This window comes from Streptomyces sp. NPDC052036, from assembly GCF_040680495.1.
Classification (GTDB): Bacteria; Actinomycetota; Actinomycetes; order Streptomycetales; family Streptomycetaceae; genus Streptomyces.
In genome coordinates this window covers 418,972-445,288 of record NZ_JBFAWW010000002.1, presented here as the reverse complement: position 1 = coordinate 445,288, position 26,317 = coordinate 418,972, and the positions used below count along the sequence as shown (strand labels likewise).

Below are 26,317 nucleotides of genomic sequence, written 5' to 3'. Positions count from 1 at the left end.
CCAATAGCCTTTCGGGCAACCATGAGCCGTGTATGCGAAATGACGGAATTTCACCGCCCTGAAGGAGGGCACTGCGACCTGCATGTATCGGCTGACCAACCGCTTTCCGCTCTGGGCGGACTCGGGGGCACTCTCAGGGACGCCCCTCATCCCCAGGTATGACACCGGCGGGCCCGGTCCGACTCGAGGCTGCCCCGGGAACGGGAACAGCGGCTGACTCCACGGGACCGTTGGGCCGCGACGATGGAACACGTCCCCTTGACCGTCGTCGTCCCGACAGGAGCACCCGCCCGTGACCAGCACCCCCCTCGCCGACCGGACCACCACGGTGGCCGCCCGCGCCACGGATCTGTCGAAGGTCTACGGACTGGGCGAAACCCAGGTAGTGGCCCTGGACCGGGTGACCGTCGACTTCCAGCAGGCCCAGTTCACGGCCATCATGGGGCCCTCGGGCTCCGGCAAGTCGACGCTCATGCACTGCGTCGCCGGGCTCGACACCTTCTCGTCCGGCTCCGTCCGCATCGGCGACGTCGAACTGGGCTCGCTGAAGGACAAGCAGCTCACCAAGCTGCGCCGGGACAAGATCGGCTTCATCTTCCAGGCGTTCAACCTGCTGCCCACTCTGACCGCACTGGAGAACATCACCCTCCCGATGGACATCGCGGGCCGTAAGCCGGACAAGGCGTGGCTGGACACCGTGATCCGGATGATCGGGCTCGCGGACCGGCTGAGCCACCGGCCCGCACAGCTGTCCGGCGGTCAGCAGCAGCGTGTCGCGGTGGCGCGGGCGCTCGCGTCCAAGCCGGACATCATCTTCGGTGACGAGCCCACCGGAAACCTGGACTCGCGTTCGGGCGCGGAGGTGCTGGGCTTCCTGCGCAACTCCGTGCGGGAGCTGGGGCAGACGGTCGTGATGGTCACGCACGACCCGGTCGCGGCGGCCTACGCGGACCGGGTGATCTTCCTGGCGGACGGCCGGATCGTGGACGAGCTGTACGAGCCGAGCGCCGACGCGGTGCTCGACCGCATGAAGCAGTTCGACGCCAAGGGCCGTACGAGCTGAGGTCCCCGCGTCCCGCCCCCGGGGTCTGCGTCCCAGGACCTCTGTCGGCCTGACCGGCCCGTTCCCTCCCCCCGTCCCGCCCCCAGTCCAGGAAGAGAAATGTTCCGTACCGCCCTGCGCAATGTGCTCGCGCACAAGGCCAGGCTGCTCATGACCGTCCTCGCCGTGATGCTCGGCGTCGCGTTCGTGTCGGGCACCCTGGTCTTCACCAACACCATCTCGGACGCCTACCAGAAGAGTTCGGCCAAGGGCTTCGACCAGGTCGACGTGGCCATCCGGCCCGAGGGCCGCCAGGACACCGGCGACAAGATCGGCAAGGAGCCCCAGCTCACCCAGGCCCTCCTCGACAAGGCCGCCGAGGTACAGGGCGCCGGGTCGGCCGTCGGCGTGGTCAGCGGCTTCACCGCCGTCGCCGACAAGGACGGCAAGCTCGTCGGCGACGGCTTCCAGTCCCAGGGCGGGAACTACTGGAAGACCCAGGACCCCCGGTACCCGATCCTCAGCGGGCACGCCCCGAAGGGCGCGGACGAGATCCTCATCGACTCCAACACCGCCGAGCGCACCGGATACAAGGTGGGCGACACCGTGCGGCTGTCGATCGACGGCCCGGTGCTGTCCCCGAGGGTCGCCGGCGTCTTCACCACCGACGACGGCAACGTGGCGGCCGGCGGCAGCCTCGTCCTCTTCGACACGGCCACCGCCCAGCGCCTGTTCCACAAGCCCGGCGCCTACGACGAGATCGATGTGAAGGCGGCCTCGGGCACCGGCCAGATCGCGCTGCGGAACGCCCTCGACGAGATCCTGCCGAAGGACACCGCCTCCACCATCACCGGCAAGCAGCTCGCCGACGACCAGGCCCAGCAGATCGCCGACGCCACGAGCAGCATGCGTACCGCGCTGCTGGTGTTCGCCGGTATCGCGCTGTTCGTCGGCACGTTCATCATCGCCAACACCTTCACCATGCTGGTCGCCCAGCGCACCAAGGAGCTGGCGCTGCTGCGCGCGGTCGGCGCCTCCCGCCGTCAGGTCACCCGGTCCGTGCTCATCGAGGCGTTCGTGGTCGGCGCGGTCGCGGCCGTCACCGGTCTGGTGGCCGGTATCGGCATCGGCGCGGGGCTGCGCTCGCTGGTGGGTTCGCTGGGCGGGACGGTTCCGGACGGGCCTCTCGTCATCACCCCGGGCACGGTCGCCGCCGCTCTCGCCGTCGGCATCCTGATCACCATGCTGGCCGCCTGGCTGCCGGGCCGCCGCGCGGCGAAGATCCCGCCGGTCGCCGCGATGAGCAGCGTCCACGCGAAGGCCACCACCAAGTCCCTGGTCGTACGGAACACCATCGGCGCCCTGTTGGCCGCGGCCGGCATCGCCACCGTGCTGTACGCCACCACGCTGAACTCCTCGGACGGCCAGGCCCCGATGGGCCTCGGCGCGGTCCTCCTCATCATCGGTGTCTTCGTGCTCACCCCGCTGCTGTCCCGTCCGCTGATCGCGGCCGCCGCGCCGCTGATGCGTGTCTTCGGGATCGCCGGGAAGCTGGCCCGGCAGAACTCGGTGCGCAACCCGCGCCGCACCGCGGCCACCGCCTCGGCCCTGATGATCGGCCTGACCCTGATCACCGGTCTGACGGTGATGGCGGGCAGCCTGCAGACCGCGATCGACAAGATGGCGTCCTCCGCTCTCAAGGCGGACTACGTGGTGTCCATGGCGAACCGCAACGAGCTGTCGCCCGACGTCGAGAAGACGCTCCGGACGACGGACGGCGTCACCGCGATCAGCCCGCTGCGCAACGCTCCCGCCCGTATCGAGGGCGGGACCGAGTACGTGACCGGCGTCAACGGCGCCGCCATCGGCAAGCTGACGGACCTGACGGTCGACGCCGGCACCTTCAAGGTCGGCGGCGGCCAGGTCGTCGTGGACGACGAGACGGCCAAGGACCACCACTGGACGGCGGGCTCGCGGTTCACGATCGCCTACGAGGACGGCCGCAAGCAGCAGCTGACGGTCGCCGGCGTCTACCAGAGCACCGAGATGATGCGCGGCATCATGCTCGACAACGCGACGCTCTCTCCGCATCTGAGCCGCCCGGCCGACATGCAGGTCATGGTGAAGATGTCGGACGGCGCCACCGCGTCGGCCAAGAGCGCGCTGCAGAAGGCGCTCGGCCACAACCCGGCCATCCTGGTCCAGGACAAGAAGGACATCTCCAACAGCATCGCGCAGATCTTCACGCTGATGCTGAACATGCTCTACGGCCTGCTGGCCATGGCGGTGATCGTCGCCGTCCTCGGAGTCATCAACACCCTGGCCATGTCGGTCTTCGAGCGCTCGCAGGAGATCGGCATGCTGCGGGCGATCGGCCTGGACCGCAAGGGCATCAAGCGGATGGTCCGGCTGGAGTCCCTGGTCATCTCGCTGTTCGGCGGAGTGCTCGGCATCGGCCTGGGCGTGTTCTTCGGCTGGGCGGCAGGTGAACTGCTCGGCACCAAGATGTCGACGTACGAGCTGGTCCTGCCCTGGGGCCGGATGGCCGTCTTCCTCGTCCTGGCGGGAGTGGTCGGCGTCCTGGCCGCCCTGTGGCCGGCCCGTCGGGCGGCCCGTCTGAACATGCTGGCGGCGATCAAGTCGGAGTAGCGGCAACCGTCACGAAGGGGCCCCGTTCCACACCGGAACGGGGCCCCTTCGTCGTACCTTCACCGCCTCCTACGGCCTCGCCCGTACCGGGGTCAGCCGTGCCAGGTGCGGGGACGCAGCGGCAGCCCGGACGCGCCCGACTCCGGTGTCCGCACGGCGAGGACCTGGTTGACGCCGATGCGGTTGTGTTCGAAGGCGAGGGCGGAGGCGGCCATGTACAGACGCCACACACGGGCGCGGCCGGGGCCGACGAGAGACTGCGCACGCCCCCACTGCGCCTCCAGGCCGGCGATCCAGGTGCGCAGGGTGAGGGCGTAGTGCTCGCGGAGCGACTCCACGTCGCGGACCTCGAACCCGGCGCGCTCCAGCTGGGTCACGGTGGTGCCGACGGGGGCGAGTTCACCGTCCGGGAAGACATAGGCGTCGATGAACGCGTCGACGGAGTACGCGGACTCGTCCTGCTGGGGGCGCCGCCCGATCTGGTGGTTGAGCAGCCGCCCGCCGGGCTTCAGCAGGCCGTACAGATGGCGGGCGTACTCCAGGTACCGTTCGGCGCCGACGTGCTCGGCCATGCCGATGGAGGAGATCGCGTCATAGGGGCCGTCGACGACGTCCCGGTAGTCCTGCACCCGGATCTCGACTCGGTCGGCGAGGCCCTCCTCGGCGATCCGCTTGCGGGCGTAGGTGGCCTGCTCCTGGGAGAGGGTGACGCCGACGACGCTCACCCCGTGCTCGCGGGCCGCGTGGATCGCCATGGAGCCCCAGCCGCAGCCGACGTCGAGAAGGCGCTGACCGGGCTTCAGACCGAGTTTGCGGCAGACGAGTTCGAGCTTGTCGCGCTGGGCGTCCTCCAGGGTGGCCCCGGGCGCCTCCCAGTAGGCGCACGAGTAGACCATGGACGGGCCCAGGACGATCTCGTAGAAGTCGTTCCCCACGTCGTAGTGGTGGCTGATGGCGCGTTTGTCGCTGCGGCGGGTGTGGAGGTGGCGGACCCTGCGGATCTCCTCCGCGGGCGGCGGAGGCGGCGGGAAGGGTCCGGCCAGCCGGGCGAGCCCGCGGACGGCGGCGCGCACCTCCGGGTCGCGGACCGCCTGGGCGAGGGTGCGGGCGTCCTCGCCGCGCTCCCAGACGAGACCGGCCATCAGATCGAGGGCGGTGTACAGGTCGCCCTCGATGGTGAGGTCCCCGGCGACCCAGCCGCGGACGAGCCCCAACTCCCCCGGCTTCCACAGCAGGCGGCGCAGGGCACGGCGGTTGCGTACAACGAGTGCGGGGGCGCCCGGGGGGCCGGCTTCCGAACCGTCCCAGGCGCGGATGCGCACGGGGAGCGGTACCCCCAGCAACTGTTCGACGAGGCTCTTCAGCCGCGGCGCGGCGTCGGCCATGGTGCACACCTCCGATGGGGATATCCCCTGCTCGCACCGGACGGAGAGCCGCACGGGGAGCCCGGGGAAGGATTCCGGGATGTCCGACACCACGTAAACACCTGCGGGGCCGGACCGCAGTCCCCCGGTGGCATTACGGCTGGGCAAAATGCCCGTGTACGAGGCCGGTCGGCACCGCATCACGAGGTCAGGCACCGAAAGCACGCCGAACGCCGAAGGGCCTCCCGCACCACGGATGGCGGGAGGCCCTTCGGCTGGATCGGTGACCTTCAGGTCAGGAGGCCTTGGCCTTCTCCTCGGTCTTGGCCGCGGCGACCGGCACCGGCTTGGCGGCCTCGTAGAACTCCTCGCGCGGAGACTCGATGGCGCCGAGCGAGACGACCTCGCGCTTGAGGAACATGCCGAGCGTCCAGTCCGCGAAGATCCGGATCTTGCGGTTCCAGGTCGGCATCGCCAGACCGTGGTAGCCACGGTGCATGTACCAGGCGAGACGTCCCTTGAGCTTGATCTTCGTCTTGCCCATGACGATCATCGCGACGCCCTTGTGCAGGCCGAGGCCCGCGACCGCGCCCTTGTTGGCGTGGCTGTACTCCTTCTGCGGGAAGCCCCGCATGCCGGAGACCACGTTGTCGCCGAGGACCCTGGCCTGACGCAGCGCGTGCTGCGCGTTCGGCGGGCACCAGGCGTTCTCGTTGCCCGCCTTGCGGCCGACGAGGTCGGGCACCTGGGCGTTGTCACCCGCGGCCCAGATGTAGTCGGTGCCCTGGACCTGGAGGGTGGCGGCGGTGTCCACGTGACCGCGCGGACCGAGCGGGAGGCCGAAGCGCGCGAGCGCCGGGTTCGGCTTGACGCCGGCCGTCCACACGATGGTGTTGGAGTCGACCTCGAGGCCGTTCTTGAGCACCACGTGGCCGTCTACGCAGGACTCCATCGAGGTCGACAGGTAGACCTCGACACCGCGGCCCTCAAGGTGCTGCTTGCCGTACTGGCCGAGCTTGGGGCCGACCTCGGGGAGGATCTTGTCGGCGGCGTCGACGAGAACGAAGCGCATGTCCTCGCGAGACACGTTCTTGTAGTACTTGGCCGCGTCCCGGGCCATGTCCTCGACCTCGCCGATGGTCTCCGCACCGGCGAAACCACCGCCGATGAAGACGAAGGTGAGCGCCTTGCGGCGGATCTCCTCGTCGGTCGTGGAGTCGGCCTTGTCGAGCTGCTCGAGGACGTGGTTGCGCAGGCCGATGGCCTCCTCGATGCCCTTCATGCCGATGCCCTGCTCGGCGAGGCCGGGGATCGGGAAGGTGCGGGAGACCGCGCCGAGCGCGATGACCAGGTAGTCGAAGGGCAGCTCGTACGCCTCGCCCACCAGCGGGGCGATGGTGGCGACCTTGCGGTCCTGGTCGATGGTGGTGACCCGACCGGTGAGGACCTCCGCCTTGGGCAGGACGCGTCGCAGCGGGACGACGACATGCCGGGGGGAGATGCTGCCGGCGGCGGCTTCGGGGAGGAAGGGCTGGTAGGTCATGTACGAGCGCGGGTCGACGACCGTGACGGTCGCCTCGCCGTAGCGCATCTTCTTCAGAATGCGTCGAGCTGCGTACAGGCCTACGTACCCACCGCCTACTACGAGGATCCTGGGACGCTCCGTGGTGCTCATGCCATCGAGTATCCACCCGCCCCCGGGGGGTCGCTCGTGCGCCCCTTCACAAGCTTCTTGAGGGCCCGTGCTACACTCCGCGGCCCGCGTGACGCAGGTCATGACGGCGGACGGGAACCGCGGCGCACCCCGACCCGTTGTCAACGCCGCGTGAGCTGCCCCTCTGGTCGTACGAGGCGATGGCGAGGATGCCGGAACACCCTCGGAACCTTCCCTTCCGGACCCCTCTCACACCTACCGACTGAACATGTTCAAACGACTCACGACCCCCCGGAAGAGCCAACCGGCCCCCTTTCGCGGCGGCGCGGGACGGATTTCCTTGTGAAGAAGTTCACGAAGTTTTCCGACCGGAGGTCGGCGAGGCGCCCCGGAGGCCCCGTCGGCCTTGCTCAGACGTTATCCGACCTGCTCAGCCGTTGACTACCGACGAGTAACAAAAGAGAGCCACGCCACCGGCCGGCGACCCTCCGCCGACTGCGCCGCCGGCCTGACGGTCGCGCTGCCATCGGGTCCCGCCCGCCCTGGTGATCACTGGCCCGCACACCGGCCGGAGCCGTCCCGGACACGACCGTGCCCGGGACGGCGAAGCGACCGGAAACCACCGCAGGCCCGGCTCCCGTCCAAGGGGGAGCCGGGCCTGCGGGCCCGTCGGAGGAGCCGGCCGTCGGCGGCTTCTACGCCACCGACCACGCGATGCCGTCGAGGATGTCGTGTTCGCTGACCACGACCTCGGCGGCCCCGATCCGTTCCATGATCGCGAGCAGGACGAGGGCGCCCGCGCCGATGACGTCCACGCGTCCGGGATGCATGGAGGGGATCGCCGCCCGCTCGGCGTGGGTGGACCTGAGGAGCCACTCGGTGATCTCGCGGACGCGGTCCAGGGAGATGCGGGAATGATGGATCTTCGTGGAGTCGTACTCGGGGAGGTCCTGGGCGATCGCCGAGACGGTGGTGACCGAGCCCGCGAGGCCGACCAGCGTGTGCGCCTCGTGCAGCGGCACGGTCTGCTCCACCAGGTCCAGCGCGGCCGCGATGTCGGACCGTATGGCGGCGATCTGCTCCTCGGTGGGCGGGTCGGTGACGACACCGTGGTGCACGAGGTGACGCTCCGTCATACGGACACAGCCGATGTCGACGGACCGGGCACCGTCCACCCGGTCGTCGCCGACGACGAACTCCGTGGAGCCGCCGCCGATGTCCACGACCAGACAGGGCCTGGGGAGGTCCTCCCGGCCCGCCAGCTCCTTGGTCGCGCCCATGAAGGAGAACTCCGCCTCCTGGTCGCCGGAGATGACCTCGGGCTCGACACCGAGGATGTCCAGGACCCCGCGGACGAACTCGTCCCGGTTCTCGGCGTCCCGGGAGGCGGACGTGGCGACGAAACGCACCCGCTCGGCGCCGTACCCCTTGATGATCTCCGCGTACTCACGGCAGGCGGCGAACGTACGCTCCAGGGCCTCCGGGGCGAGCCGCCCGGTCCGGTCCACGCCCTGGCCGAGCCGGACGATGGTCATCCGCCGGTCCAGCTCGACGAGTTCACCACTGGCGGGATCGGCGTCCGCCACCAGGAGCCGGATGGAGTTCGTACCGCAGTCGACGGCGGCGACGCGTGTCACTTGTCCTTCTCCTTCTCCGCGGCCTGGCTCTCCTCGGAGGCCGGAGCCTGGACGGGCTGGACGGCGAACCAGCCGGTGTCCGTCGTCTCCACCTCCCACTCGTCGCCGGACGGCGGCCCCGCGGGCGTCACACACGACCCCTTGCGCCACCACTCCGGCAGCATCGCGATCGCCTCGTCGCCGAGCGGGTTGACCCCCGGCCCGGCGGCCAGCGAGTGGGCCACGAGCACATGCAGGCACTTCACCCGGTCCGGCATGCCGCCCGCGCTCGGGAAGCCCTCCAGGACCTCGATGGTGTCGCGGCGGGCGATGTAGTCCTCGTGCGCGGCGCGATAGGCGGCGGCCAGCTCCGGGTCGGCCCCCAGACGCTCCGTCATCTCCTTCATGACGCCGTTGGCCTCCAGCGTGCCGATCGCGGAGGCGGCGCGCGGACACGTCAGGTAGTACGTCGTCGGGAAGGGGGTGCCGTCGGGGAGCCGCGGCGCCGTCTCCACGACGTCCGGCTGCCCGCACGGGCAGCGGTGCGCGATCGCGCGCAGCCCGCGCGGGGTGCGGCCGAGCTGCTGCTGGATGGCCTCGACATCCGCGTCCGTGGGCTCGGTGGGCGGGGTGGGCGGCGGGGGCGTTTCCATGCGGTACGAAGTCTCTCTTGGTCTCTGTTGTGTCTCTGCCGGGATGTGGCGGGATCCGACGGGATGGCGGGATCCGGCGGGATTCGGCAGGTGCGGCGGGCGGGGTCCGGCGGGTCGGCGGGAGGGGTTCGGCGGGTCAGCGGTCCGACGCGTCGGCCTTGTCCACCCCGTCCCAGACGCCGGTGTACCAGGGGCGTGCGAAGGCCGTCCGGTGCACGCGTGACTGTCTGGCCGGGTCCGGGTCGACCACGATGTACCCGGTCTCGCCCGGCATCACATAGTGCAGCCGCTGCCGGATCTGCTGCTCCGCGTACGCGTCGTCCTGCCAGCGCGCCTTGAGGTCGCGCAGTTGCTCGACCCGGTCGCGGGCCTCCTGGCGCTGCCGCTCCAGGCCGGCGATCTCGGCACGCTGGGAGACGTACTGCCGTATCGGGTACGCGAGCGCCACGATCAGCGAGCACAGCACGAGGGCGAGCAGCGCGGCCCGGCCGGTGAGCCGGGAACGGCGGGCCTGCCGTCTGGTCTGGGAACGGTAGACCCGGGCCGCCGTCTGCTCGCCGAGCAGCCGCAGCCTGGTCGCGGTGGAGAACCGGTCACGGTCCTTCACGGCCATGTCTTCCGCCTCCCCTTCACACGTGCGTACGTCCCCGCACACGGTACGGGACCGCGTACGGGGACGTACGGACGACTGGCTAAGGCGTTGCCCTGCGTGCTCAGCCCTTGAAGCGCGGGAACGCGCTCCGGCCGGCGTACACCGCGGCGTCGTCGAGGATCTCCTCGATGCGCAGCAGCTGGTTGTACTTGGCGACGCGCTCCGAGCGGGCCGGGGCACCGGTCTTGATCTGGCCGCAGTTGGTGGCGACGGCCAGGTCGGCGATGGTGACGTCCTCGGTCTCACCGGAGCGGTGGGACATCATGCACTTGAAGCCGCTGCGCTGGGCCAGCTCGACGGCGTCGAGGGTCTCGGTCAGCGAACCGATCTGGTTGACCTTGACCAGCAGGGCGTTGGCGGTGCCCTCCTCGATGCCGCGGGCGAGGCGCTCGGGGTTGGTGACGAACAGGTCGTCACCGACGAGCTGGACCTTGTCGCCGAGACGGTCGGTGATGACCTTCCAGCCGGCCCAGTCGTCCTCGAACAGCGGGTCCTCGATGGAGACGAGCGGGTAGGCCGCGACGAGCTCCTCGTAGTACTCCGTCATCTCGGCGGCGGAGCGCTCCTTGCCCTCGAAGAGGTACTTGCCCTCCTTGTAGAACTCGGAGGCGGCGACGTCGAGGGCGAGGGCGATCTGCTCACCGGGGGCGTAGCCGGCTTCCTTGATGGCCTCGAGGATCAGGTCGAGGGCCTCACGGTTGGAGCCGAGGTTCGGGGCGAAGCCGCCCTCGTCGCCGAGGCCGGTGGACAGGCCCTTGCGCTTCAGCACCTTCTTGAGGGTGTGGTAGACCTCGGTACCCCAGCGCAGGGCCTCGGAGAAGGACTCCGCGCCGATCGGGGCGATCATGAACTCCTGGATGTCCACGTTGGAGTCGGCGTGCGAGCCGCCGTTGAGGATGTTCATCATCGGCACCGGCAGCAGGTGCGCGTTCGGGCCGCCCAGGTAGCGGAAGAGCGGGAGGTCGCTGGCCTCGGAGGCGGCGTGGGCCACGGCGAGGGAGACGCCGAGGATGGCGTTGGCGCCGAGGGAGCCCTTGTTGTCGGTGGCGTCCAGGTCGAACATCGCCTGATCGATCAGGCGCTGCTCGGTGGCGTCGTAGCCGACGAGCTCCGGGCCGATCTGCTCGATGACCGCGAGGACGGCCTTCTCGACACCCTTGCCCTGGTAGCGGTTGGGGTCGCCGTCGCGGAGCTCGATGGCCTCGAAGGCGCCGGTGGAGGCGCCGGACGGAACGGCGGCACGACCCGTGCTGCCGTCGTCGAGGCCGACCTCGACCTCGACCGTGGGGTTGCCTCGGGAGTCCAGGATTTCCCGGGCTACGACGACGTCGATGGACGGCACGAGCATCTCCTTCATGGATGTGACGCTGGGGGTGCGGGGCACCTTGCGACTAGAGCCTAACCGTCCCGGGGCATCGGCCAGCCGACCGACCGTCCCGCGGACAGGGTGACGGTACACATTGTTCCATCGCGGAACAAAGAGCGGGTGACGAAGGAGGGACGCCGAGGCAAAAAGCCCCGCTCCGGTGCGTTCGGGGGTGCACGCACCGGAGCGGGGGGCCCGTGGGGACGGGGCGGGTCCTCAGGCGGCGCCGACCGTGGGGGGTGCGGCCGGGGGGAAGCCGCGGGCCGGACGCCGAAGAGCTGTCACTTCAGGTGCAGCTGCTGGCCCGGGTAGATGAGGTCGGCGTTCTCGACGATGTCCTTGTTCAGCTGGAACAGCTTCTCCCAGCCGCCCTGGACGTGGTGCTTCTGGGCGATCGCGCTGAGGGTGTCGCCCTGGACCACCTTGTACTCGCCGTCGCCCTTCTTGACCTTCTTGCCGGTCGGGGTGGTGACGGTCGTCCGGGGGGCCGGGCGCTGCGCGGAACGGCCCGCCGCCTGCTGCTCGGTCGAGCGGGTGGTGGTGCTCTTCACGGAGTCGCCGGAGCCGGTGGAACCGGTGGAGGTGCCCGTGGAGGCCGCGGCACCGTTGTAGGGGGCGCTGGTCAGACCGGTGCCGCAGACCGGCCAGGCACCCTTGCCCTGGCCCGAGAGGACCTTCTCGGCGACGGCTATCTGCTGACCCTTGGAGGCCTGGTCGGCGCGCGGGGCGTAGGCGGTGCCCCCGTAGGCGGCCCAGGTCGAGTTGGTGAACTGCAGGCCGCCGTAGAAGCCGTTGCCCGTGTTGATGGACCAGTTGCCGCCGGACTCGCACTGCGCGACGGCGTCCCACTGGGAGGCGGTGGCGGCGGAGGCGCTGCCGGCCGCCATCAGCGGGCCGGCGACAGCGGCGCCGGTGACACCGGCGAGCGCGATGGCGCGGACGGCCTTGGACGGACGGCGGTGCTTGCCCTTGCCTGAACACAGCATGGTTCGATCCCCTCACCGACGCCTGCGAGGTGAGCTGTCGGGTTCGGGCCGGTTGAGTTGCCCGGCCGCGCGCCTCCCCGGCGCACGGCTCCACCCCTAGCCGCACCCGGTCAACTCCCGGGCACGGCACCTACCTTGGGTCCCCCGCTCCTGCCTACGGCGCTCGAAGCGTCGACTGTTCCCGTACGGCCGCTGGCAGGATTCGGCGTTGCGACCGTCGGGGCCCGCTATGGCGAGCGGTCACGACCGTAAGCAGGCGACGCACCGAATTTCAAAGACGATCAAGGCTTATGAGACTCATGTCTCACTCTCGCCAAACCGGACATTCAGCGCGAAGCGGGGCGTGAAGTGGCCTCGTCGAGGCGGCAGTTCGGACGGCGGTTCAGGACCCGTCGCCGGACAGCCCGGACGTCACCACAAGACTCAGACCGGGCACGATGCGGTTGGGGTCGGCGCCGATCTCCTTCTTGTTCGCGTCGTACAGCGCGTGCCAACCACCCTTGAGGTCAAGGAAGTCGGCGATGCCCGACAGAGTGTCTCCGAGGCGGACGAGGTACGAGTCGTCGACGGTCTCGCGCCCGGCGGCGGAGCCGCGCGAGGCATGACGGCCGGCCGACTCGCCGGTGCGGCCGTCCGCGTCGCCCTCGTCGGCGTTGTCGCCGCGGTGGCGGCCGGCACCGGAGGACGAAGACGCCCCGCTCTGCCCGACCTTGTCCGACTCGTCGCTCTTCGTCGTGCCCGAGAGCGTGCCGAGAAGGCCGTCCGATCCGCTCTCGCTCTCGTCGCCCCCGGTCGAGTCGTCCGTCGCCGTCGAGGACGGCGAGGAGGAGGAAGGCGAGGACGACGGGGAGTCGGAGGAAGACGGAGACGAGGAGGACGACGGCGACTCGGAGGAAGAAGAAGACGACGAAGGCGATGTCGACGGCGAGTCCGACGAGTCCGACGGCTTGGCCGAGTCCGACGCCCCCGACGAGTGGTGGGACGTGGACGACTGGGATCCGTCAGACGCGTCGGACGGCCCGAAGCCCACCCCGGTGTCCGAGAAGAAGACGGCGCCGCCGCCGGAGGAGTGGTCGCCCACCCCCGTGTCGACGTCCGCGGCGGCCGAGTCCTTGCCCAGGCCGGAGACCACGCCACAGGTACCCCAGGCGGAGACGCCCCGGTGGTCCAGGACCTTCTCGGCGACGGCTATCTGCTGGGAGCGGCTCGCCTGGTCGGGACTGGGGGCGTAGTCGAGGCCGCCGTACTTGTCCCAGTCCTCCTGCGTCAACTGGAGTCCGCCGTAGTGGCCGTTGCCGTGGTCGGCGCTCCAGGAACCACCGCTCTCGCACTCCGCGACGCGGTCCCAGGTCGTACCGCTGGCCGCGCTCGCACCGGTGGCGGCCAGGAGCGGGATCGCGATCGCTGAGCCGGTGACCCCTGCGGCGACGAGGAGTGCCGGAGCCTGGCGGGGGCGACGGTGTCGGCCGTTCCCGGAGAGCATGCGGTTGCCTTTCACACGACTGCAGGGGCCAACGCGGCGGCTGTGGCGTACCGCCGCGTTGCTGCGTGAAGGTATCCGCAGTCGATCACTTGTCACAAGTTAATGCAGCACAGATCACGTGAAGATTACGGAGTTGAGAAAATGTCACCTTTTCGTGACCGTCGGCGTGTCCGCCACCTCAGTCCGCAGCGTCGGCGGTACAGCGGTGATCTTCCTTCGGAATCGGTGTGAACTCCACCGGAAGCGTGCGCAATCCGCGCATAATGAGTCCTCCACGCCAGCGCAAATCGGCAGAATCCGCCGCGAGTCGCAGGTCCGGGAGTCGGGTGAGGAGCGTGGCGAGCGCGGTCTGTCCCTCCAGCCGGGCGAGGGGCGCACCGAGGCAGTAGTGGATGCCGTGCCCGTAGCCGAGGTGCTGATTGTCACGGCGGGAGAGGTCGAGGACATCGGGATCGGCGAACCGCTCAGGATCCCGGTCCGCGGCGGCGAGCACCACGAGGACGGGATCACCCGCGGCGATGTCCTGCCCGCCGATGGAGAGCGGCCGGGTCGCGAACCGCCAGGTCGCCAGCTCGACCGGGCCGTCGTAGCGCAGGAGTTCCTCGACGCCGGTCTCCAGGAGGTCCCTCTCGCCACGGCTGAGCGAGGTCTGGAGGCGGGACCGCTGCCCGGGGTGGGTGAGCAGGGCGTACGTCCCGTTGCCGATGAGGTTGACGGTGGTCTCGAACCCGGCGAAGAGCAGGATGAAGGCCATGGCGGCGGCCTCGTTCTCGGTGAGGTGCTCGCCGTGGTCGGAGGCGCGGATCAGCCCGGAGATGAGGTCCTCGCCGGGGCCGGGTGTCTCGGACAGTGCCTCGCGCTTGCGGTGGATGAGGTCGGCGAGGTAGCCGCGCATCTTCTTCACGGACCGCGCGACCCCGCCCCGGGGGCCTTTGCCGTGGCGGATCATCATGCCCGCCCAGTCCCGGAAGTCGTCCTGGTCCTCGCGGGGGACGCCGAGCATGTCGCAGATCGCGTAGATGGGGAGCGGGAAGGCGAACTCGTGGATGAGGTCGGCGGATCCGCGGTCCGCGAACCGGTCGATGAGCTGATCGGCCAGCTCCTGCACCCGGGGCGCGAACTCGGCGACGCGGCGGGGCGTGAACGCCTTGGAGACCAGTCGGCGCAGCCGGGTGTGGTCCGGCGGGTCGATGTTGAGCAGGTGCGTCATGAGCTCGGCCTTGCGCTCGCCGGGGATGCCGGTCTTCCCCTTGGCGTGCGCGGGCTCGTCGTGGTGTGCCGGGTTCTTGCTGAGCCGTTGGTCGGCCAGGGCCTGCTTGGCGTCGGCGTAGCGGGTGACCAGCCAGGCCTCCACACCGCTCGGCAGCCGCGTCCGGTGCACGGGGGCGTGCTCGCGGAGCCAGGCGTAGGCGGGGTAGGGGTCGGCGGCGAACTCCCAGGTGAAGAGTTCGGGGCCAGGGGTGGAAGCGGGGCGGGCGGGCTGGTGCTGGTCGGTCACTCCCCGACCGTATCCACGGCCGCCCCGTCCCGCCCTGCCAGGTCCGCCCTCGGCCCCCGGGGCCCCCGGGGCCTTCGGCCGACGAACCGCCGGCCTCGACCCCGGCTCCCCGGCCTACGGCGGGGTTCCCTGCGGCAGTTCCTAGACCTCCGACCCGAGCCCCTCGCCCTCCGGCCCGGGCTCCCCGGCCTCCGGCCCCGTCTCCTCGGTGCCGGGCCCGAGTCCCTCGGCGGCCCGCACGGCGTCGCGGTAGGCGCGGGCGGCGGCACGCAGGGCCGCCTCCGGGTCCACCCCCTCCGCCTCCGCGTGCGCGGCGAGCGCCAGCAGTTCGTACCCGAGGCCCTCGCCTTGCGGGAGCGGCACGTCGAGGCCCGCCGAGCGCACCCGGGAGGACAGCTTCGCCGCCAGGGCCAGGCCCGGCTGGCCCAGGGGCACGCCCTCCGTCACCGATGTGCGCTGCTTCTCGATCGCCTTGGTGCGCAGCCAGTGCTCCTTGACCTCCTCCGGCGTCGTCGCGGTCTCGTCGCCGAAGACATGCGGATGGCGGTGGATCAGCTTGGCGACGATGCCGCCCGCCACGTCGTCGATGGAGAAGGGGGCCTCGGGGTCCTCCTCGGCTATCCGGGCGTGGAAGACGACCTGGAGCAGGACGTCGCCCAGTTCCTCGCGCAGTTCCTCCCGGTCGCCCGCCTCGATCGCCTCGACCAGCTCGTACGCCTCCTCGATGCCGTACTTGGCGAGGCCCTTGTGGGTCTGCCGCGAGGACCAGGGGCACTCGGCACGGATGCGGTCCATGACCTGCACCAGGTCGAGCAGACGGGAGCCCGGAAGGTCGTAGGAGGCGGGGAGCAGCTCCAGCTCCGGCATCCGCACCCGCCCCGAGCCCGCCAGCCGGGCGAGGCCGTCGGTGAGGTGCGGCTCGCCCTCGCCGGTCACGACGACGACCACCGTGCGGCCGCCGGCACAGGCGTCGACCAGGCCCTGGGCGCTCGGGGCGTCCTGTTCGACGGCTATGCCCGCCTCGCGCAGATACGGCAGCTGCGGGTGCGCGCCGTCCGCGCACAGCACCCGGTCGGCGTCGCGCAGCGCCTGCCACGCGGGCCAGGACAGCAGCCCGGGGGCGACCCGGTGGCTGGTGGTGAGCAGGACGACCCGGCCGGGGGCGGCGGATGCCTCCGCGTCCCGGCCCTGGTCGGGGGCGCCTTCGAAGCTGGTTGCGTTCACCCTTCGAACGTAACCCACGGCACCGACGGCTCCGGAAGTTTTCCACAGACCGGCGCGCGGCCCTGCCGGGCTCCGGCACCGGTCGTCCCCGCTACGCCGGCTCCGGCGCCGCGGCCGCCGTGGCCTCCTTGACCCAGGGCGTCTTCGCATCCACCCGGCTGCTCTTCTGCACGTCCCAGGTGCCGTAGCGCGGATTGAGGTCGATGTTCAGTTCCTTGGACGCCTGAGCCATCGCCTTCCAGAACGTGGCCTTGCCGTCCGTCGTGTTCATGTCGGCGCCGAGCGCGGCGGACAGCTTCTGCGCCTCGGCTTCGGTGCGCAGGTTGTCGTCAATGCGCCGGGGCGGCACCCCGTACTGCTCCAGCCAGATCGACTGCAGCGCCCGCGCGCTGCCCGCCTGCTGTTCGAGGCTCGTCCGCAGCTGCTCGACGTCCCGGCGGCTGACCGAGACGCCCGCGTCCTTGGCCGCGCGGTCCAGGACCCGGTCGAGGACCAGGCTGTGGAGCGTGTCACGGGCGAGGCTGCTGGTCCGGGCGATCGTCTGCTGGTACTGGGTGTCGTCCGGGGTGGCGGCGCGCTGGGCCGTGCGCACCTCCTTCACCCGGCCCTCCAGCTGGGCGACCGTGATCCGCTCGCCTCCGACGACGGCCGCGGCACCCGGGTGCTCGGTTTCACCGCACGCGGTGAGGACGGGAGCCGCGACGAGGGCGGCGCTGACGGCGATCGCGGTGCGACGGCGGTGCAAGGTGGCCTCCCGAGGAGATTGTGCGACGGTGCACAAGGTCTTGCGGTGATCGATGGTAGGCAGTGGCCCAGCTCTGGCCAACCCGTACGACCAACGATTCACCGGGACTTCGGGCACCGTCGTCACGGCGCGCCCCTCACTTCGCCGGTTGCCCGGCCGCCGCCCGGGCCCTCGGTCCGGCCCCTGCGGCCGGTTCAGGCGAGTTCAGCCGGTTCAGCCGGTGATGGCGACGGGCGCGTCCCAGGCGTCACGGTCGACGGTGAGCGTGTAACCCCCGCGGGTCTCCTTGCTGTTGACCATGTACTGGTGGCCACGGCTGTGGTTGGTGTACTGGGTGGAGCCCCACGGCCAGTCCGTGGTGGTGGTGTAGCTCTTGTCCCACAGGGCGTACCAGAGGTTGCCCGGCAGGTCGGTCTTGTCCTTCGCAGTGGCGATGGCCTTGGCGCTGGAGCTGGTGAAGCCGTAGAAGCCGGCACGGTAGGTCTTGGCGTGCACCTGCTTGTCGAAGGCGCGCACATAGGCCAGCACGGCGTTGTTGCACGACGTGTTGGTGGTGTCGTACGGCTCCATGTCGAGGTAGATCGGGCTGCCGGCCTTGATGCCGAGCGCCGACGCCTTGGCCACCGCGTCCGAGGCGTCGCTCGTCCCGAGGGAGGTGGCGTTGGCGGCGGTGAGCTTCTCGGGGTTGGAGCTGGTCTGGCAGGGCGGCTGGGCGCCGACGTAGAGCGGGATGAGCTTCCAGCCGACGGAGCTGACCGACTTCACCCAGGACGCGGTCAGGTTCGGCTGGGCACAGCCGCGGTTCTTGCCGCCCACGTACACGGCGGCGGCCCCGTAGAAACCGTCGTGCCAGGCCTTCATCGCGGACAGCGACGGCGCGGTACAGGTGTCGAAGGCGTGTCCGGTGAACGTCTTCTGCGCGGGCCAGGTCGTCGCGGCCATGGAGCTCTGCGCCGCGATGCCGGCGCCCGCGACGACGGCGGCCCCCGCCACCGCCCATGAGATGTATCGGAACTTCTTGGACTGCCGATGGCCGGCCATCCCCCACCCCACTTCACGACAGGCGGCACGCGCGCGGCGTCCGCCGGAAGAATCCCTGAGCCCCGGGCGGCGGCGCGCGTCCGGGGCGACAGCGCCCTCGACGGCGTCCGCACAGGCGTCCGGGGATGGCTGAAACCTACACCCCCTTCAGGCCCCCACGTGAGCGTGAACTCGGTTCACAACGTCCGGCTTGACGAATCTTTGACGATTCACACATCTGTGCGTGACCTGTGTGCCGCCCGGGACTCCGTGACGCCTGCCGCGCGTGCCTCACCTCCGACGGCTGCCGCTCACGCCCGCCGGGTGCGCCGCAGGATCCGTACGGCGGGCCAGGCCAGCAACGCGGCGACGCCCCACAGGAAGCCCGAGATGGACAGCCACTCGCCGGTGGTCGTCTCCGGGTCGCCGGCGCCGAACACCGTCAGCAGCAGGGCGAAGAAGGCGAAGAGGCCGCCGAGGAGGCCGAAGGCGACCACCGCGGCCGTCTGCCGCCCGGTGCGCCGGGTCGGAGCGGGCCGCCCGGACGTCCCGGTGTCCGTCCCGGGCGCCGGGGCCGTCCGCGGCGCCGGCCGCTCCTGCCGGGGCGGCAGCGACACCACCGCGTTCGGCGGTACGGCGGCGTCGACGGTCGCCATCGTGTGTGCGTCCACGCCGTACAGCCCCGGCTCCACCTCGATGACCAGGGCGTCGGTGCCGACGAGCCGGCGGCCGCCGTCGGGCCAGCTCAGCATCGCGGCACAGGCGCGGTAGAGCACGGTCACCGCTTCCTCCGTCCCGTCCTTCGCCCGGGCCGTCACGCTGATGCCCTCGTCCCCCACCACCAGCGCCGTCCCGTCACCGCGCACCGAGGCGAACCGGCGCCCGGTCACCGCGTACGTCGAGCTGGTGGGGGCCTCCGTGTACCCGGCCCAGTCCGCGCGGTGCCCCCCGGGCACCTGGAGCAGGGCCGTCCCGGCGGCCTCCAGGGCCACCGCGTGCAGATGGCCCGGCGTCACCGCCCACAGCTCCGACCTGAGTTCGTCGGCGCTGCGCACCGGACGACCGGCGAGCAGATCCTCCGCCGCCCCGGGCAGCCGGCGTACGGCCGCGTCGGGCGCGGTGAGGCCCCCGTCGGCCCGGGTACGCACCGCCTCCAGGTCGGCCTGGCCGATCCGGCCCACCTGGAGCCCGGCGAGGACGTCGACGAAGCCGCCGAGCACCGCGTCCTGCTTGGCGGGCAGGGCGTCCGCGAAGGCGGTCACCAGGGCGAATCCGTCGCGGCGGGAGGCGTAGTCGGTGGCGGTCGTGTAGGAGTAGCCGCCCTCCTGGCGCAGCGCGCGGGAGAGTTCGCGCTCCAGGACGCCCGCGTACACCCAGGCGGCGGTGGTGTCCCTGACGACGGCGTCCAGCAGGACACCGCCCTTGCCCTCGGAGAAGTAGGCGGGGGCGGCGGGCAGCGCGGAGGTGACGGCGGGCAGGGGGTGGCGTCCACCGGCGGGCAGCCTGAGGCTGAGTCCGGCCGGCAGCCGCTCGCCGGCCACCCAGAGCACGGCGTTGCCCTGGGTGAACCAGGTCCGCGCCCAGTCCCGTACGTCCTCCGGGCGAAGGTTCCTGACGCCCCACTCCGGATAGCTGACCAGGCCGTGCCCCTGGGCCCCGTAGCGCCACAGCGGGAGCGGCCCGACATCGCGCCGGGACTCCTCGGTGCGCAGGATCTCCTTCTCGGTCTCCAGCCGCTCCATGGGCAGATCGGTCAGGGAGGCGCAGACACCCTGGAGGTAGGCCACGACCTCGTGCTCGGCGCCCTCCACATGGAAGTGGGTGAAGGCGGCCTTGGTCGCGCCGTTGAAGTGGTAGTCGGCCAGGCCCTGCCGGTGCAGGGCGAGGTGCTCGACGAGGTGGGTGACCCCGGCCCGGGCGAGCGTCTCGTCGGCGACCCCGACACGGAAGACGAGTCCGGCGCGCACGGGTCCGGCGGCGTACGCGAAAAGGGTGGGTATGCCGTCGACCTCGGTGGGGTGGATGGCGGCCTGGGGGTTCATCTTCGGCCTCTGTTCGGCGTGTTCGTCGGCATGGAGGGTCAGCCTCGGGCGAGGGCGGCGTCGCGGTGTTTGACGTAGGCCGCGGCGGCGTCGCCGCCCAGATCGGCCCACGGGTACTCGGAGGCGAGGTTGCCGAGCACGCGGAAGCAGGCGGCGGCCCGTGGCAGGTCCCCCATGAGGGAGAACACCGCGGCGAAATAGCCCTGGGCGGTGACCCAGCCGTAGGCGCGCCGGAATCCGGGATGGAGCGCGGACCGCTCGGCGGCCTCGACGAGTTCGGCCCGCACCGGGTCCTGGCGCAGATACCCCTCGCGCTCGGCGCCCCGCAGGGCGAGCCAGTGTTCCATGTGCACCTCGGCCACCAGCCCGCCGTTCACGGCGCCTTCAGGCGCGGCCAGCAGGCATTCCCGGGCGAAGGTGTGGGCCGCCTCCCAGTTCCCGCCCCACTTGGGGCAGAGCTTCTGGAGCAGCCGGCCCTGTGCCGTGAAGTGGTGCGGGTGGTGCGCGGCCAGTCGGTCGTAGCGGCGTCGCGCCTCGTTCTGCCCGAGTTGCAGACCCATGGCCGTGGTGAGGCGCTCGGCCCAGGCCGCGTCGAACGACGGGTCGAGGGCGGTGGCCCGGATCAGCAGTTGCTCGGCCTGGCGCAGATGCGCGTGCAGCCCGGCGAACTGCTCCCGGCTGACCTGCGTGGCGGGCGCCGCGGTCCGGATCTCCCAGCCGATGCGCACCTCGCGGCCGCCAAGGACGGTGAGGGCGAGCACGTCGTCGGGTGTCGCGGCGAGGATCTCGCGCATCCACTCCTCGACTCCGGCCACTTCGGACAGCACACCGACGGCGAAGCTGCGGTTCGTCTCCCGCGGCAGCCCGTCGACGTAGTTCCGGATCGATGCCCAGTCCCACGCGGCGGCTGCCTGCTTCAGCCAGGTGACCTCGGGGAAGGCGGAGGCGGTCGCGAAGTCGGGAGGCGGCAGGGCGGAGGCGGAAGCGTGCGGCATGCGGCGGATCCTAGGCGAGAGCCATGACACCCGCGCCGACGGGGGAAACCGGGCCCCCGGCAGGGAGAAAGACAACTCCCCCTTGACCGTTCCCACACCACTCCTTCACCTCACGTTAACCACCCCTCCGTAGCGTCCGCCCGTCTCGATCACCGCCGTGATCCGCGCGCCGCTCTCGCCGGCCCTGCTCGTCGATGCCCTGCCGAACGCCCCTGTGTGCGTGCGGGCAGCCCGCGCGGCCCCACGTCCTTTCTCGCACCAGGAGTCCTCATGGCCCTCAACGCCCGCCGCACCAGGCAACTGCAGGAGGCCGTCGCCCCCTTGCTCCTGCAGGGCGAGCAGGTGCAGATGACGACCCTCGCGGGCGTCGGGTCGGTCTCCGTGCGCAGGCAGGCGGTCACCGCGGCCGTGGTCGGCGTGCTCAGCGCGGGCACCGTGATGGCCACGGTCACGCCCCGCCCGATGTACATAGTCCTGACCGACCAGCGTGTGCTCTTCTTCGACGGCAACCGCGGCGGCAAGCCCGGCAAGCTCATGCTCAACCTGCCTCGCCCGTACGTCTCCGCGGGCGGCTCGAAGAAGGCGTTCCTGGGCCTGCAGTACGTGACCCGCCTGTCGGTGGACGGCCAGGAGAAGGGCCTCAAGGTCACGTTCCCGGTCCAGCACCGCGGCGACGGACCGCGGTTCGTGTCGGCGCTGCCCGTCACGCGCTGAACGACGTCGAGGGAAGCTGAACGACGTCGAGAGACGCTGAACGCTGAGCGACATCGAAGGACGCCAGACCGCCTCAGCGCTCCGAACAGCTCTCAGCCGCGGACCTGTCCCAGCCACTGCAGGGTCCGCCGGATGTCCCCGGCCAGCGGATGCCCCGGTCCGCGCAGGCGCTCGACGTCGTGCAGCAGCCGTACGAGGGTGTCATGGGCGGCGGCGCGGTCGCCGAGAGCGAGCAGCAGATGGCCGATACGACGGCGGACGTCATGGGCGAGTTCCGGGTCCCCCGCGACGTACTGGTTCTCGTAGTACGGCAGCAGCGCCCGGTACTCGGCGAGCGCCGACGCCGGTTCGCCCAGTTGCTCCAGGCACTGCGCGATCTCGTAACGGAAGCGCAGGGACTGGGGGTCGGCCTGGCCGGACTCGGTCGCGCGTTCGTCGGCGAGGCGGCGCAGTTCGGGCAGTGCGCGCCGGTACTGGCCGTCGTCCATGAGGGTGGCCGCGTACTGCTTGCGCAGGCTGCGGACGACCGGTGAGTGCTCCCCGTGCTGGGCGGCCGCCGCCGGGAGGATCGCGCCGAGGATGTCCACGGCCTGGGTGATACGGCCCTCCCCGAGAAGGCGCTTGACCTCGTCGACGGCGCCCACGACATCCGGTTTCACGACCGTCGGCGCGGCCTGCGGCTGGGACGCCGGAGTGCGTGCCCGGTCCGGCCAGGGGGCGTGCGGGCGCAGGAAGGGGCGTGTGGGGTCGAGGGGGGCTCCCGAGGGCATACCGCGTGCGGGCAGCAGCGGGAGCAAGTGCTCGTACGTCTCCTGCGCCGAGGCCGGGCGGTGCTGGGGGTCCTTGGCGAGCAGCCGCAGAACGAGCGACTCCAGTGCCTCGGGCACTTCGGGTCGCAGCCGGCGCACCGGCAGCGGGGGCTCGTACAGATGGCGGTGCAGTACGCCGAGCGCGGTCGAGCCCGCGAACGGCACATCGCCGCTGAGCAGTTCGTGCATGAGCACGCCGAGCGCGTAGAGATCGGTGTACGGGCCGACCGCGCCGCCCATCGCCTGCTCGGGCGCCATATAGGCGGGCGAGCCGATCGGGGAGCCGGTGTGGGTGAGGCGGGTCGTGTCCGTGTCCATCACCGACGCCACACCGAGGTCGAGCACGGTGACCGTGCCGTCCTGCTTGACCATGACGTTGCGGGGCTTCAGATCGCGGTGGACGATCGGCACCGCGTGCACGGCGGACAGCACGGCGCACAGTTGCGCCGCGACGGCCACCACCCACGGCCAGGGGTACGGGTCGTGCTCGGCGAGGTGGTCGGCGAGGTCGGCCCCGTCGACGTACTGCATCACGAGGTACAGCTCCTCGCCCTCGCTGCCCGCGTCATGGACGGTGACGAGACCGGGGTGGTCGACCTGCGCGGTGACCCGGCACTCCCGCATGAACCGGCGGCGCAGTTCGTCGGCCTCCTGGCCCGCGACCTTGTCCGGCCGCAGCAGCTTGACGGCCACGCGCCGGTCCAGGCGCTGGTCGTACGCCGTCCAGACCTGGCCCATGCCGCCCTGGCCGATGAGTGTGGACAACTCGTAGCGCTGCGCGACGATGCGTCCGGCCGTCGCGCTCACCTGCCGTCCTCGTGCCTGCGCAGATAGTCGCTCAGTTCGTCGAGTTCGGCCCGGACCTGGTCTATACGGGCGGGCGCGGGACGCTGCGGCTGCGGGGGCGGGTACGGGGGCGGCGGGGTCTGGACCGAGGGGGTCTGGGCCGGCGGGGCGGCGGGGTAGGGCGCCGGGGCCGGGTAGCCGTACCCCGGCTGGTGCGGTGCGTAGGGGGCAGCGGGCGGGGGCGTCGCCCCGGAGGGCGGCAGGGCGCGGTGGTGGCGTATGTCGAACACCAGGAAGTACGCCCCGCTGAAGGCGCCGAGGATGAGCACGGTCGCCAGCGCCCAGTCTCCCTTGTGGTCACTCTCCGGGACGGAGCCGACGACCGCGAGGCAGCCGATGGACACGGGCAGGCTGATCCAGGCCAGGAGCCAGTCCGCGCCTCTGCCGCGCAGCACGGCGACCCGGAACAGCGGGATGCACGCGAGCAGTCCGCAGCTGAGGAAGCCGGCGATGGCGAGCAGCACCCGCAGGGTGATGACCGTGCCCGAAGTGCGGGTGGGCGGCGGCGCGCCGTGGCCGTACATGACTGCTCCTGGGACCGGATGAGGACGGACGTACGAGTGTCGACGTCCGAGCGTATAGCCCGGCTGCGACGGACGGTCCGGGTTGTACGGAACCGTAGTCGTACCGCGTCCGAGGTGCGGGCGGGGGCCGCACAACGGCACCGGCGCGCAGGCCGGGAGTCCGCTGCGGTCGGTCCGGGCGTCCGGTGCTGTCCGTTCGGGCGGACGGTGGGTTCGGTTCGGGCGGACGGTGCCGTCAGTCCGGCGCGACCGTGCCGTCCGTCAGTCCGTCGTACAGGCCGCGGACGAGTTGTTCGCCGAGGCGGCCGGCCAGGCGCAGGGCCTCCTCGAACCCGGCGAGCGCCCGGAACCGCCCGCCGTAGCGGCGCTGCTGGTCCAGGGGGAGCCGGGGCAGTTGGAGCCGGCGCACATCGAGCCGGGTCGCGGTGGAGGCGTAGCTGCTGGCCTGCCGGTTGTTGGCGGTGCCGCGCAGGAAGCCGGCGAGGAACCAGGAGTCGAGCGCCGCCGGGTCCGGGCGCAGCAGCGTCAGATTGCGCCCGAGTGCGGCTCCCGCGGTCGCCCCGTCGATCACGCGCGCGACGGCACCGCCGCCGAGCACGGGCACGACCACGTCGCCCTCCGCGACGAGGACCGGTTCCTCCCCCGTCCCGGGCAGGATCCCGGAGGGTGCGGTGCCGGCGAGGACGTCGTGGTCGGTGAGCACGCGCGTGTGGGGGCCGTTTCCACCGGTGCGCATCACCAGGGCGCCGCCCCGGGCGAGTTCGCCGACGGTCGTGAGCGGCCAGCGGGTCTGATCCGCGGTGTCGTGCGCGGACGGGTTGAGGTCGACGGTGAGCCGGAGGGTCTCGTCGAGACGGGCGCGCAGGGCCGTGAGCTCCTGGGCCCCGCCGCCGGCCGAGGGCGGCGGGAGGTGACGGGCGGGGGCCAGGTCCACGTCGTCGTCGAGGAGTTCGATGACCGGCACGGACCGGCTCACGCCCGGCACCTCAGGCGCGGTTCCGGTCCGGGCGAACGGGCGCCAGGCGCCGAGGACGGCGTCCCGCACGGCCGGCCAGTCCGGACCGCCGCGCCCCTCGGGGTCGAGCGCGCCGACGTCCGTGAGCAGCAACTCCGGCTGCGCGGGCGCCTTCTCGGGCCGGCGCAGCACCCACAGGTGCAGCGGGATGTTGTACGGGGGCGCCACGCCGACCGGCAGGGCGATCACGGCGCGCAGGGCGCCGCGGCGCAGCAGGTCGGCGCGGATACGGCGGCCCGAGCGCCGGGAGGCGGCGGCGGGCGGCATCAGCAGCACGGCGGTGCCGCCCTCCCGCAGCCGGGCCAGCGCATGCTGCACCCAGGCGAGTTCGGACTCCGTGCGCGCCGGGAAGCCGTACTCCCAGCGGGGGTCGTAGGCGAGTTCGTCGTGGCCCCAGTTGCGCTCGTTGAACGGCGGATGGCACAGCACGGCGTCCGCCCTGAGGGTGTCGAACGCGTCGGCCCGGAGGCTGTCACCCGCGGCCGTGCACACGACGGCCCTGGTCTGCAGCGTCAGGCGCAGACCGGTGAGCGCGGCCAGTCCCGGATCGCTGTCCTGGCCGTGGAGTTCCTGTCCGTCGGGCTCCCGGCCGGGCACGGCGGCGACGGCACGCAGCAGGGCGCCGGTCCCGCAGGCCGGGTCGAGGACGCTGCGGGCGGGTCCGGCGAGCTCGGCCATCAGTGCGGCCAGGTCGGCAGGGGTGAGCGTGTACTGGCGGGGGTTGGCGTCGAGATGCCGGCCGAGCAGGAACTCATACGCCTGCTGGGCGCCCAGTTCCGCGGCGAGATCCGCGGCGCCGCGCAGCAGCGGGGCCGACGGGAGGAGTTCCGCCGGTGTCGGGAAGGGCGTGGCGGGCCCCCGGGGGGTGCCGAAGCGGGGGGTCAGTACCTGCTCGAGAGCGGTGGGCAGCAGGGCGGCCAGGCGGGCGTCGGAGCCGGCGCTCGCCTCCTGCCAGACCGTCGGCCGGTCATGGACGAGCACGAGGACACAGCCGGCGTGGACGAGCGCCGTGACGGGTCCCTCCGGGTGGCCGGCGACCTGCTGCCACACCCGCTCCCGCAGAGGCACCTCGGCGAGCTTGCCCTGTCGGCGCAGCCAGTTCTCGATCTCGGCGAGCGCGAAGGAGGGGCTGGTCTCGGTGCCTCCCACCGGTTTGGGGAAGTCGGCGTGGCGTCGGCGCCAGTTGCTGACGGCGGCGCGGCCGACCCCCGCGAGCCGGGCGATTCCGGCGGCGGTCACCTCTGTCCCGTTGTCCTGCACCCGCCCGGCTCCCCTCTGCCCTGTGCGGCACCGTCGCCGTCCGGCGCTCGGTCACGGCGCCCTCGGCCTTCGGCTCTCGGCCCCGGCACTACGTCCCTGTGGCGCCGAGCATACCGAGATGCGCAAGATCCACCCCTTCACGTCCGTGTACAGGGTCCAT

The 26,317-nt window shown here is 71.6% G+C and carries 20 protein-coding genes and 1 riboswitch; of the genes, 3 read left to right on the top strand and 17 right to left on the bottom strand.

Going from position 1 to position 26,317, the window contains the following annotated elements; translation table 11 throughout:
* The first annotated feature begins 292 nt into the window (after positions 1-292).
* Together AB0L95_RS06015 and AB0L95_RS06010 are read left to right on the top strand one after the other, a co-directional pair.
* Positions 293-1,063, top strand: a complete 771-nt coding sequence (locus AB0L95_RS06015) for an ABC transporter ATP-binding protein (protein WP_365157559.1) — start codon at positions 293-295, stop codon at positions 1,061-1,063.
* A 99-nt stretch (positions 1,064-1,162) separates the two neighbouring features.
* Positions 1,163-3,691: an FtsX-like permease family protein gene (locus AB0L95_RS06010; protein ID WP_365157556.1), complete on the top strand. Its 2,529-nt coding sequence runs from the start codon at positions 1,163-1,165 to the stop codon at positions 3,689-3,691.
* Positions 3,692-3,783: 92 nt separating this feature from the next.
* Here AB0L95_RS06010 and AB0L95_RS06005 read toward each other — a convergent pair whose 3' ends face one another.
* From AB0L95_RS06005 to AB0L95_RS05940, 14 genes are all read right to left on the bottom strand, one after another.
* Positions 3,784-5,076 carry a cyclopropane-fatty-acyl-phospholipid synthase family protein gene (locus tag AB0L95_RS06005; protein WP_365157553.1) on the bottom strand — a complete coding sequence of 431 codons (1,293 nt, stop codon included), beginning with the start codon at positions 5,074-5,076 and terminating at the stop codon, positions 3,784-3,786.
* Between the two features lie 274 nt (positions 5,077-5,350).
* Positions 5,351-6,730, bottom strand: coding sequence for an NAD(P)/FAD-dependent oxidoreductase (locus AB0L95_RS06000; RefSeq protein WP_365157550.1), 1,380 nt, complete (start codon positions 6,728-6,730; stop codon positions 5,351-5,353).
* A 674-nt stretch (positions 6,731-7,404) separates the two neighbouring features.
* Positions 7,405-8,346, bottom strand: coding sequence for a Ppx/GppA phosphatase family protein (locus AB0L95_RS05995; protein ID WP_365157547.1), 942 nt, complete (start codon positions 8,344-8,346; stop codon positions 7,405-7,407).
* Positions 8,343-8,978: a DUF501 domain-containing protein gene (locus AB0L95_RS05990; protein ID WP_365157544.1), complete on the bottom strand. Its 636-nt coding sequence runs from the start codon at positions 8,976-8,978 to the stop codon at positions 8,343-8,345. The genes AB0L95_RS05995 and AB0L95_RS05990 overlap by 4 nt, the downstream gene beginning before the upstream one ends.
* A 136-nt stretch (positions 8,979-9,114) precedes the next feature.
* Entirely contained in the window at positions 9,115-9,591 is a 477-nt protein-coding gene (locus AB0L95_RS05985) for a septum formation initiator family protein (RefSeq protein WP_365157541.1), read from the bottom strand.
* Between the two features lie 100 nt (positions 9,592-9,691).
* Entirely contained in the window at positions 9,692-10,978 is a 1,287-nt protein-coding gene (eno, locus tag AB0L95_RS05980) for a phosphopyruvate hydratase (protein WP_365157786.1), read from the bottom strand.
* 299 nt (positions 10,979-11,277) lie between these two features.
* Positions 11,278-11,982, bottom strand: a complete 705-nt coding sequence (locus tag AB0L95_RS05975) for a transglycosylase family protein (protein ID WP_365157539.1) — start codon at positions 11,980-11,982, stop codon at positions 11,278-11,280.
* A gap of 4 nt (positions 11,983-11,986) precedes the next feature.
* Positions 11,987-12,154, bottom strand: a riboswitch (cyclic di-AMP (ydaO/yuaA leader).
* 210 nt (positions 12,155-12,364) lie between these two features.
* A complete protein-coding gene (locus tag AB0L95_RS05970) occupies positions 12,365-13,465 on the bottom strand; it encodes a transglycosylase family protein (protein ID WP_365157536.1) in 1,101 nt (366 codons plus the stop codon).
* A 178-nt stretch (positions 13,466-13,643) separates the two neighbouring features.
* Complete coding sequence (locus tag AB0L95_RS05965) at positions 13,644-14,963, bottom strand: cytochrome P450 (RefSeq protein WP_365157533.1); 1,320 nt, start codon at positions 14,961-14,963, stop codon at positions 13,644-13,646.
* Positions 14,964-15,104: 141 nt separating this feature from the next.
* Entirely contained in the window at positions 15,105-16,187 is a 1,083-nt protein-coding gene (locus AB0L95_RS05960; protein ID WP_365157530.1) for a nucleoside triphosphate pyrophosphohydrolase, read from the bottom strand.
* A gap of 91 nt (positions 16,188-16,278) precedes the next feature.
* Positions 16,279-16,932: a SurA N-terminal domain-containing protein gene (locus AB0L95_RS05955; protein WP_365157527.1), complete on the bottom strand. Its 654-nt coding sequence runs from the start codon at positions 16,930-16,932 to the stop codon at positions 16,279-16,281.
* Between the two features lie 213 nt (positions 16,933-17,145).
* Positions 17,146-17,973 carry a glycoside hydrolase domain-containing protein gene (locus tag AB0L95_RS05950; protein ID WP_365157524.1) on the bottom strand — a complete coding sequence of 276 codons (828 nt, stop codon included), beginning with the start codon at positions 17,971-17,973 and terminating at the stop codon, positions 17,146-17,148.
* A 290-nt stretch (positions 17,974-18,263) separates the two neighbouring features.
* Positions 18,264-19,994, bottom strand: a complete 1,731-nt coding sequence (locus AB0L95_RS05945; RefSeq protein ID WP_365157521.1) for an insulinase family protein — start codon at positions 19,992-19,994, stop codon at positions 18,264-18,266.
* 38 nt (positions 19,995-20,032) lie between these two features.
* Positions 20,033-20,989, bottom strand: a complete 957-nt coding sequence (locus AB0L95_RS05940) for a hypothetical protein (RefSeq protein ID WP_365157518.1) — start codon at positions 20,987-20,989, stop codon at positions 20,033-20,035.
* Between the two features lie 270 nt (positions 20,990-21,259).
* Between AB0L95_RS05940 and AB0L95_RS05935 the strand changes: the two genes are divergently transcribed.
* Entirely contained in the window at positions 21,260-21,703 is a 444-nt protein-coding gene (locus tag AB0L95_RS05935) for a hypothetical protein (protein ID WP_365157516.1), read from the top strand.
* A gap of 92 nt (positions 21,704-21,795) precedes the next feature.
* Here AB0L95_RS05935 and AB0L95_RS05930 read toward each other — a convergent pair whose 3' ends face one another.
* From AB0L95_RS05930 to AB0L95_RS05920, 3 genes are all read right to left on the bottom strand, one after another.
* Positions 21,796-23,277 (bottom strand): protein kinase, encoded by a 1,482-nt coding sequence (locus AB0L95_RS05930; RefSeq protein WP_365157783.1) that lies wholly within the window; start codon positions 23,275-23,277, stop codon positions 21,796-21,798.
* 38 nt (positions 23,278-23,315) lie between these two features.
* On the bottom strand, positions 23,316-23,882 hold the full coding sequence (locus AB0L95_RS05925) for a hypothetical protein (RefSeq protein WP_365157513.1): 567 nt from the start codon (positions 23,880-23,882) through the stop codon (positions 23,316-23,318).
* 235 nt (positions 23,883-24,117) lie between these two features.
* On the bottom strand, positions 24,118-26,157 hold the full coding sequence (locus AB0L95_RS05920) for an N-6 DNA methylase (protein ID WP_365157510.1): 2,040 nt from the start codon (positions 26,155-26,157) through the stop codon (positions 24,118-24,120).
* Between the last annotated feature and the right edge of the window lie 160 nt (positions 26,158-26,317).

Coding starts and splice junctions, on each gene's coding strand:
- AB0L95_RS06010 (WP_365157556.1), top strand. CDS start 1,163: ATGTTCCGTACCGCCCTGCGCAATGTGCTCGCGCACAAGGCCAGGCTG.
- AB0L95_RS06005 (WP_365157553.1), bottom strand. CDS start 5,076: ATGGCCGACGCCGCGCCGCGGCTGAAGAGCCTCGTCGAACAGTTGCTG.
- AB0L95_RS06000 (WP_365157550.1), bottom strand. CDS start 6,730: ATGAGCACCACGGAGCGTCCCAGGATCCTCGTAGTAGGCGGTGGGTAC.
- AB0L95_RS05990 (WP_365157544.1), bottom strand. CDS start 8,978: ATGGAAACGCCCCCGCCGCCCACCCCGCCCACCGAGCCCACGGACGCG.
- AB0L95_RS05985 (WP_365157541.1), bottom strand. CDS start 9,591: ATGGCCGTGAAGGACCGTGACCGGTTCTCCACCGCGACCAGGCTGCGG.
- eno (WP_365157786.1), bottom strand. CDS start 10,978: ATGCTCGTGCCGTCCATCGACGTCGTCGTAGCCCGGGAAATCCTGGAC.
- AB0L95_RS05975 (WP_365157539.1), bottom strand. CDS start 11,982: ATGCTGTGTTCAGGCAAGGGCAAGCACCGCCGTCCGTCCAAGGCCGTC.
- AB0L95_RS05970 (WP_365157536.1), bottom strand. CDS start 13,465: ATGCTCTCCGGGAACGGCCGACACCGTCGCCCCCGCCAGGCTCCGGCA.
- AB0L95_RS05950 (WP_365157524.1), bottom strand. CDS start 17,973: ATGGCCGGCCATCGGCAGTCCAAGAAGTTCCGATACATCTCATGGGCG.
- AB0L95_RS05945 (WP_365157521.1), bottom strand. CDS start 19,994: ATGAACCCCCAGGCCGCCATCCACCCCACCGAGGTCGACGGCATACCC.
- AB0L95_RS05940 (WP_365157518.1), bottom strand. CDS start 20,989: ATGCCGCACGCTTCCGCCTCCGCCCTGCCGCCTCCCGACTTCGCGACC.
- AB0L95_RS05935 (WP_365157516.1), top strand. CDS start 21,260: ATGGCCCTCAACGCCCGCCGCACCAGGCAACTGCAGGAGGCCGTCGCC.
- AB0L95_RS05925 (WP_365157513.1), bottom strand. CDS start 23,882: ATGTACGGCCACGGCGCGCCGCCGCCCACCCGCACTTCGGGCACGGTC.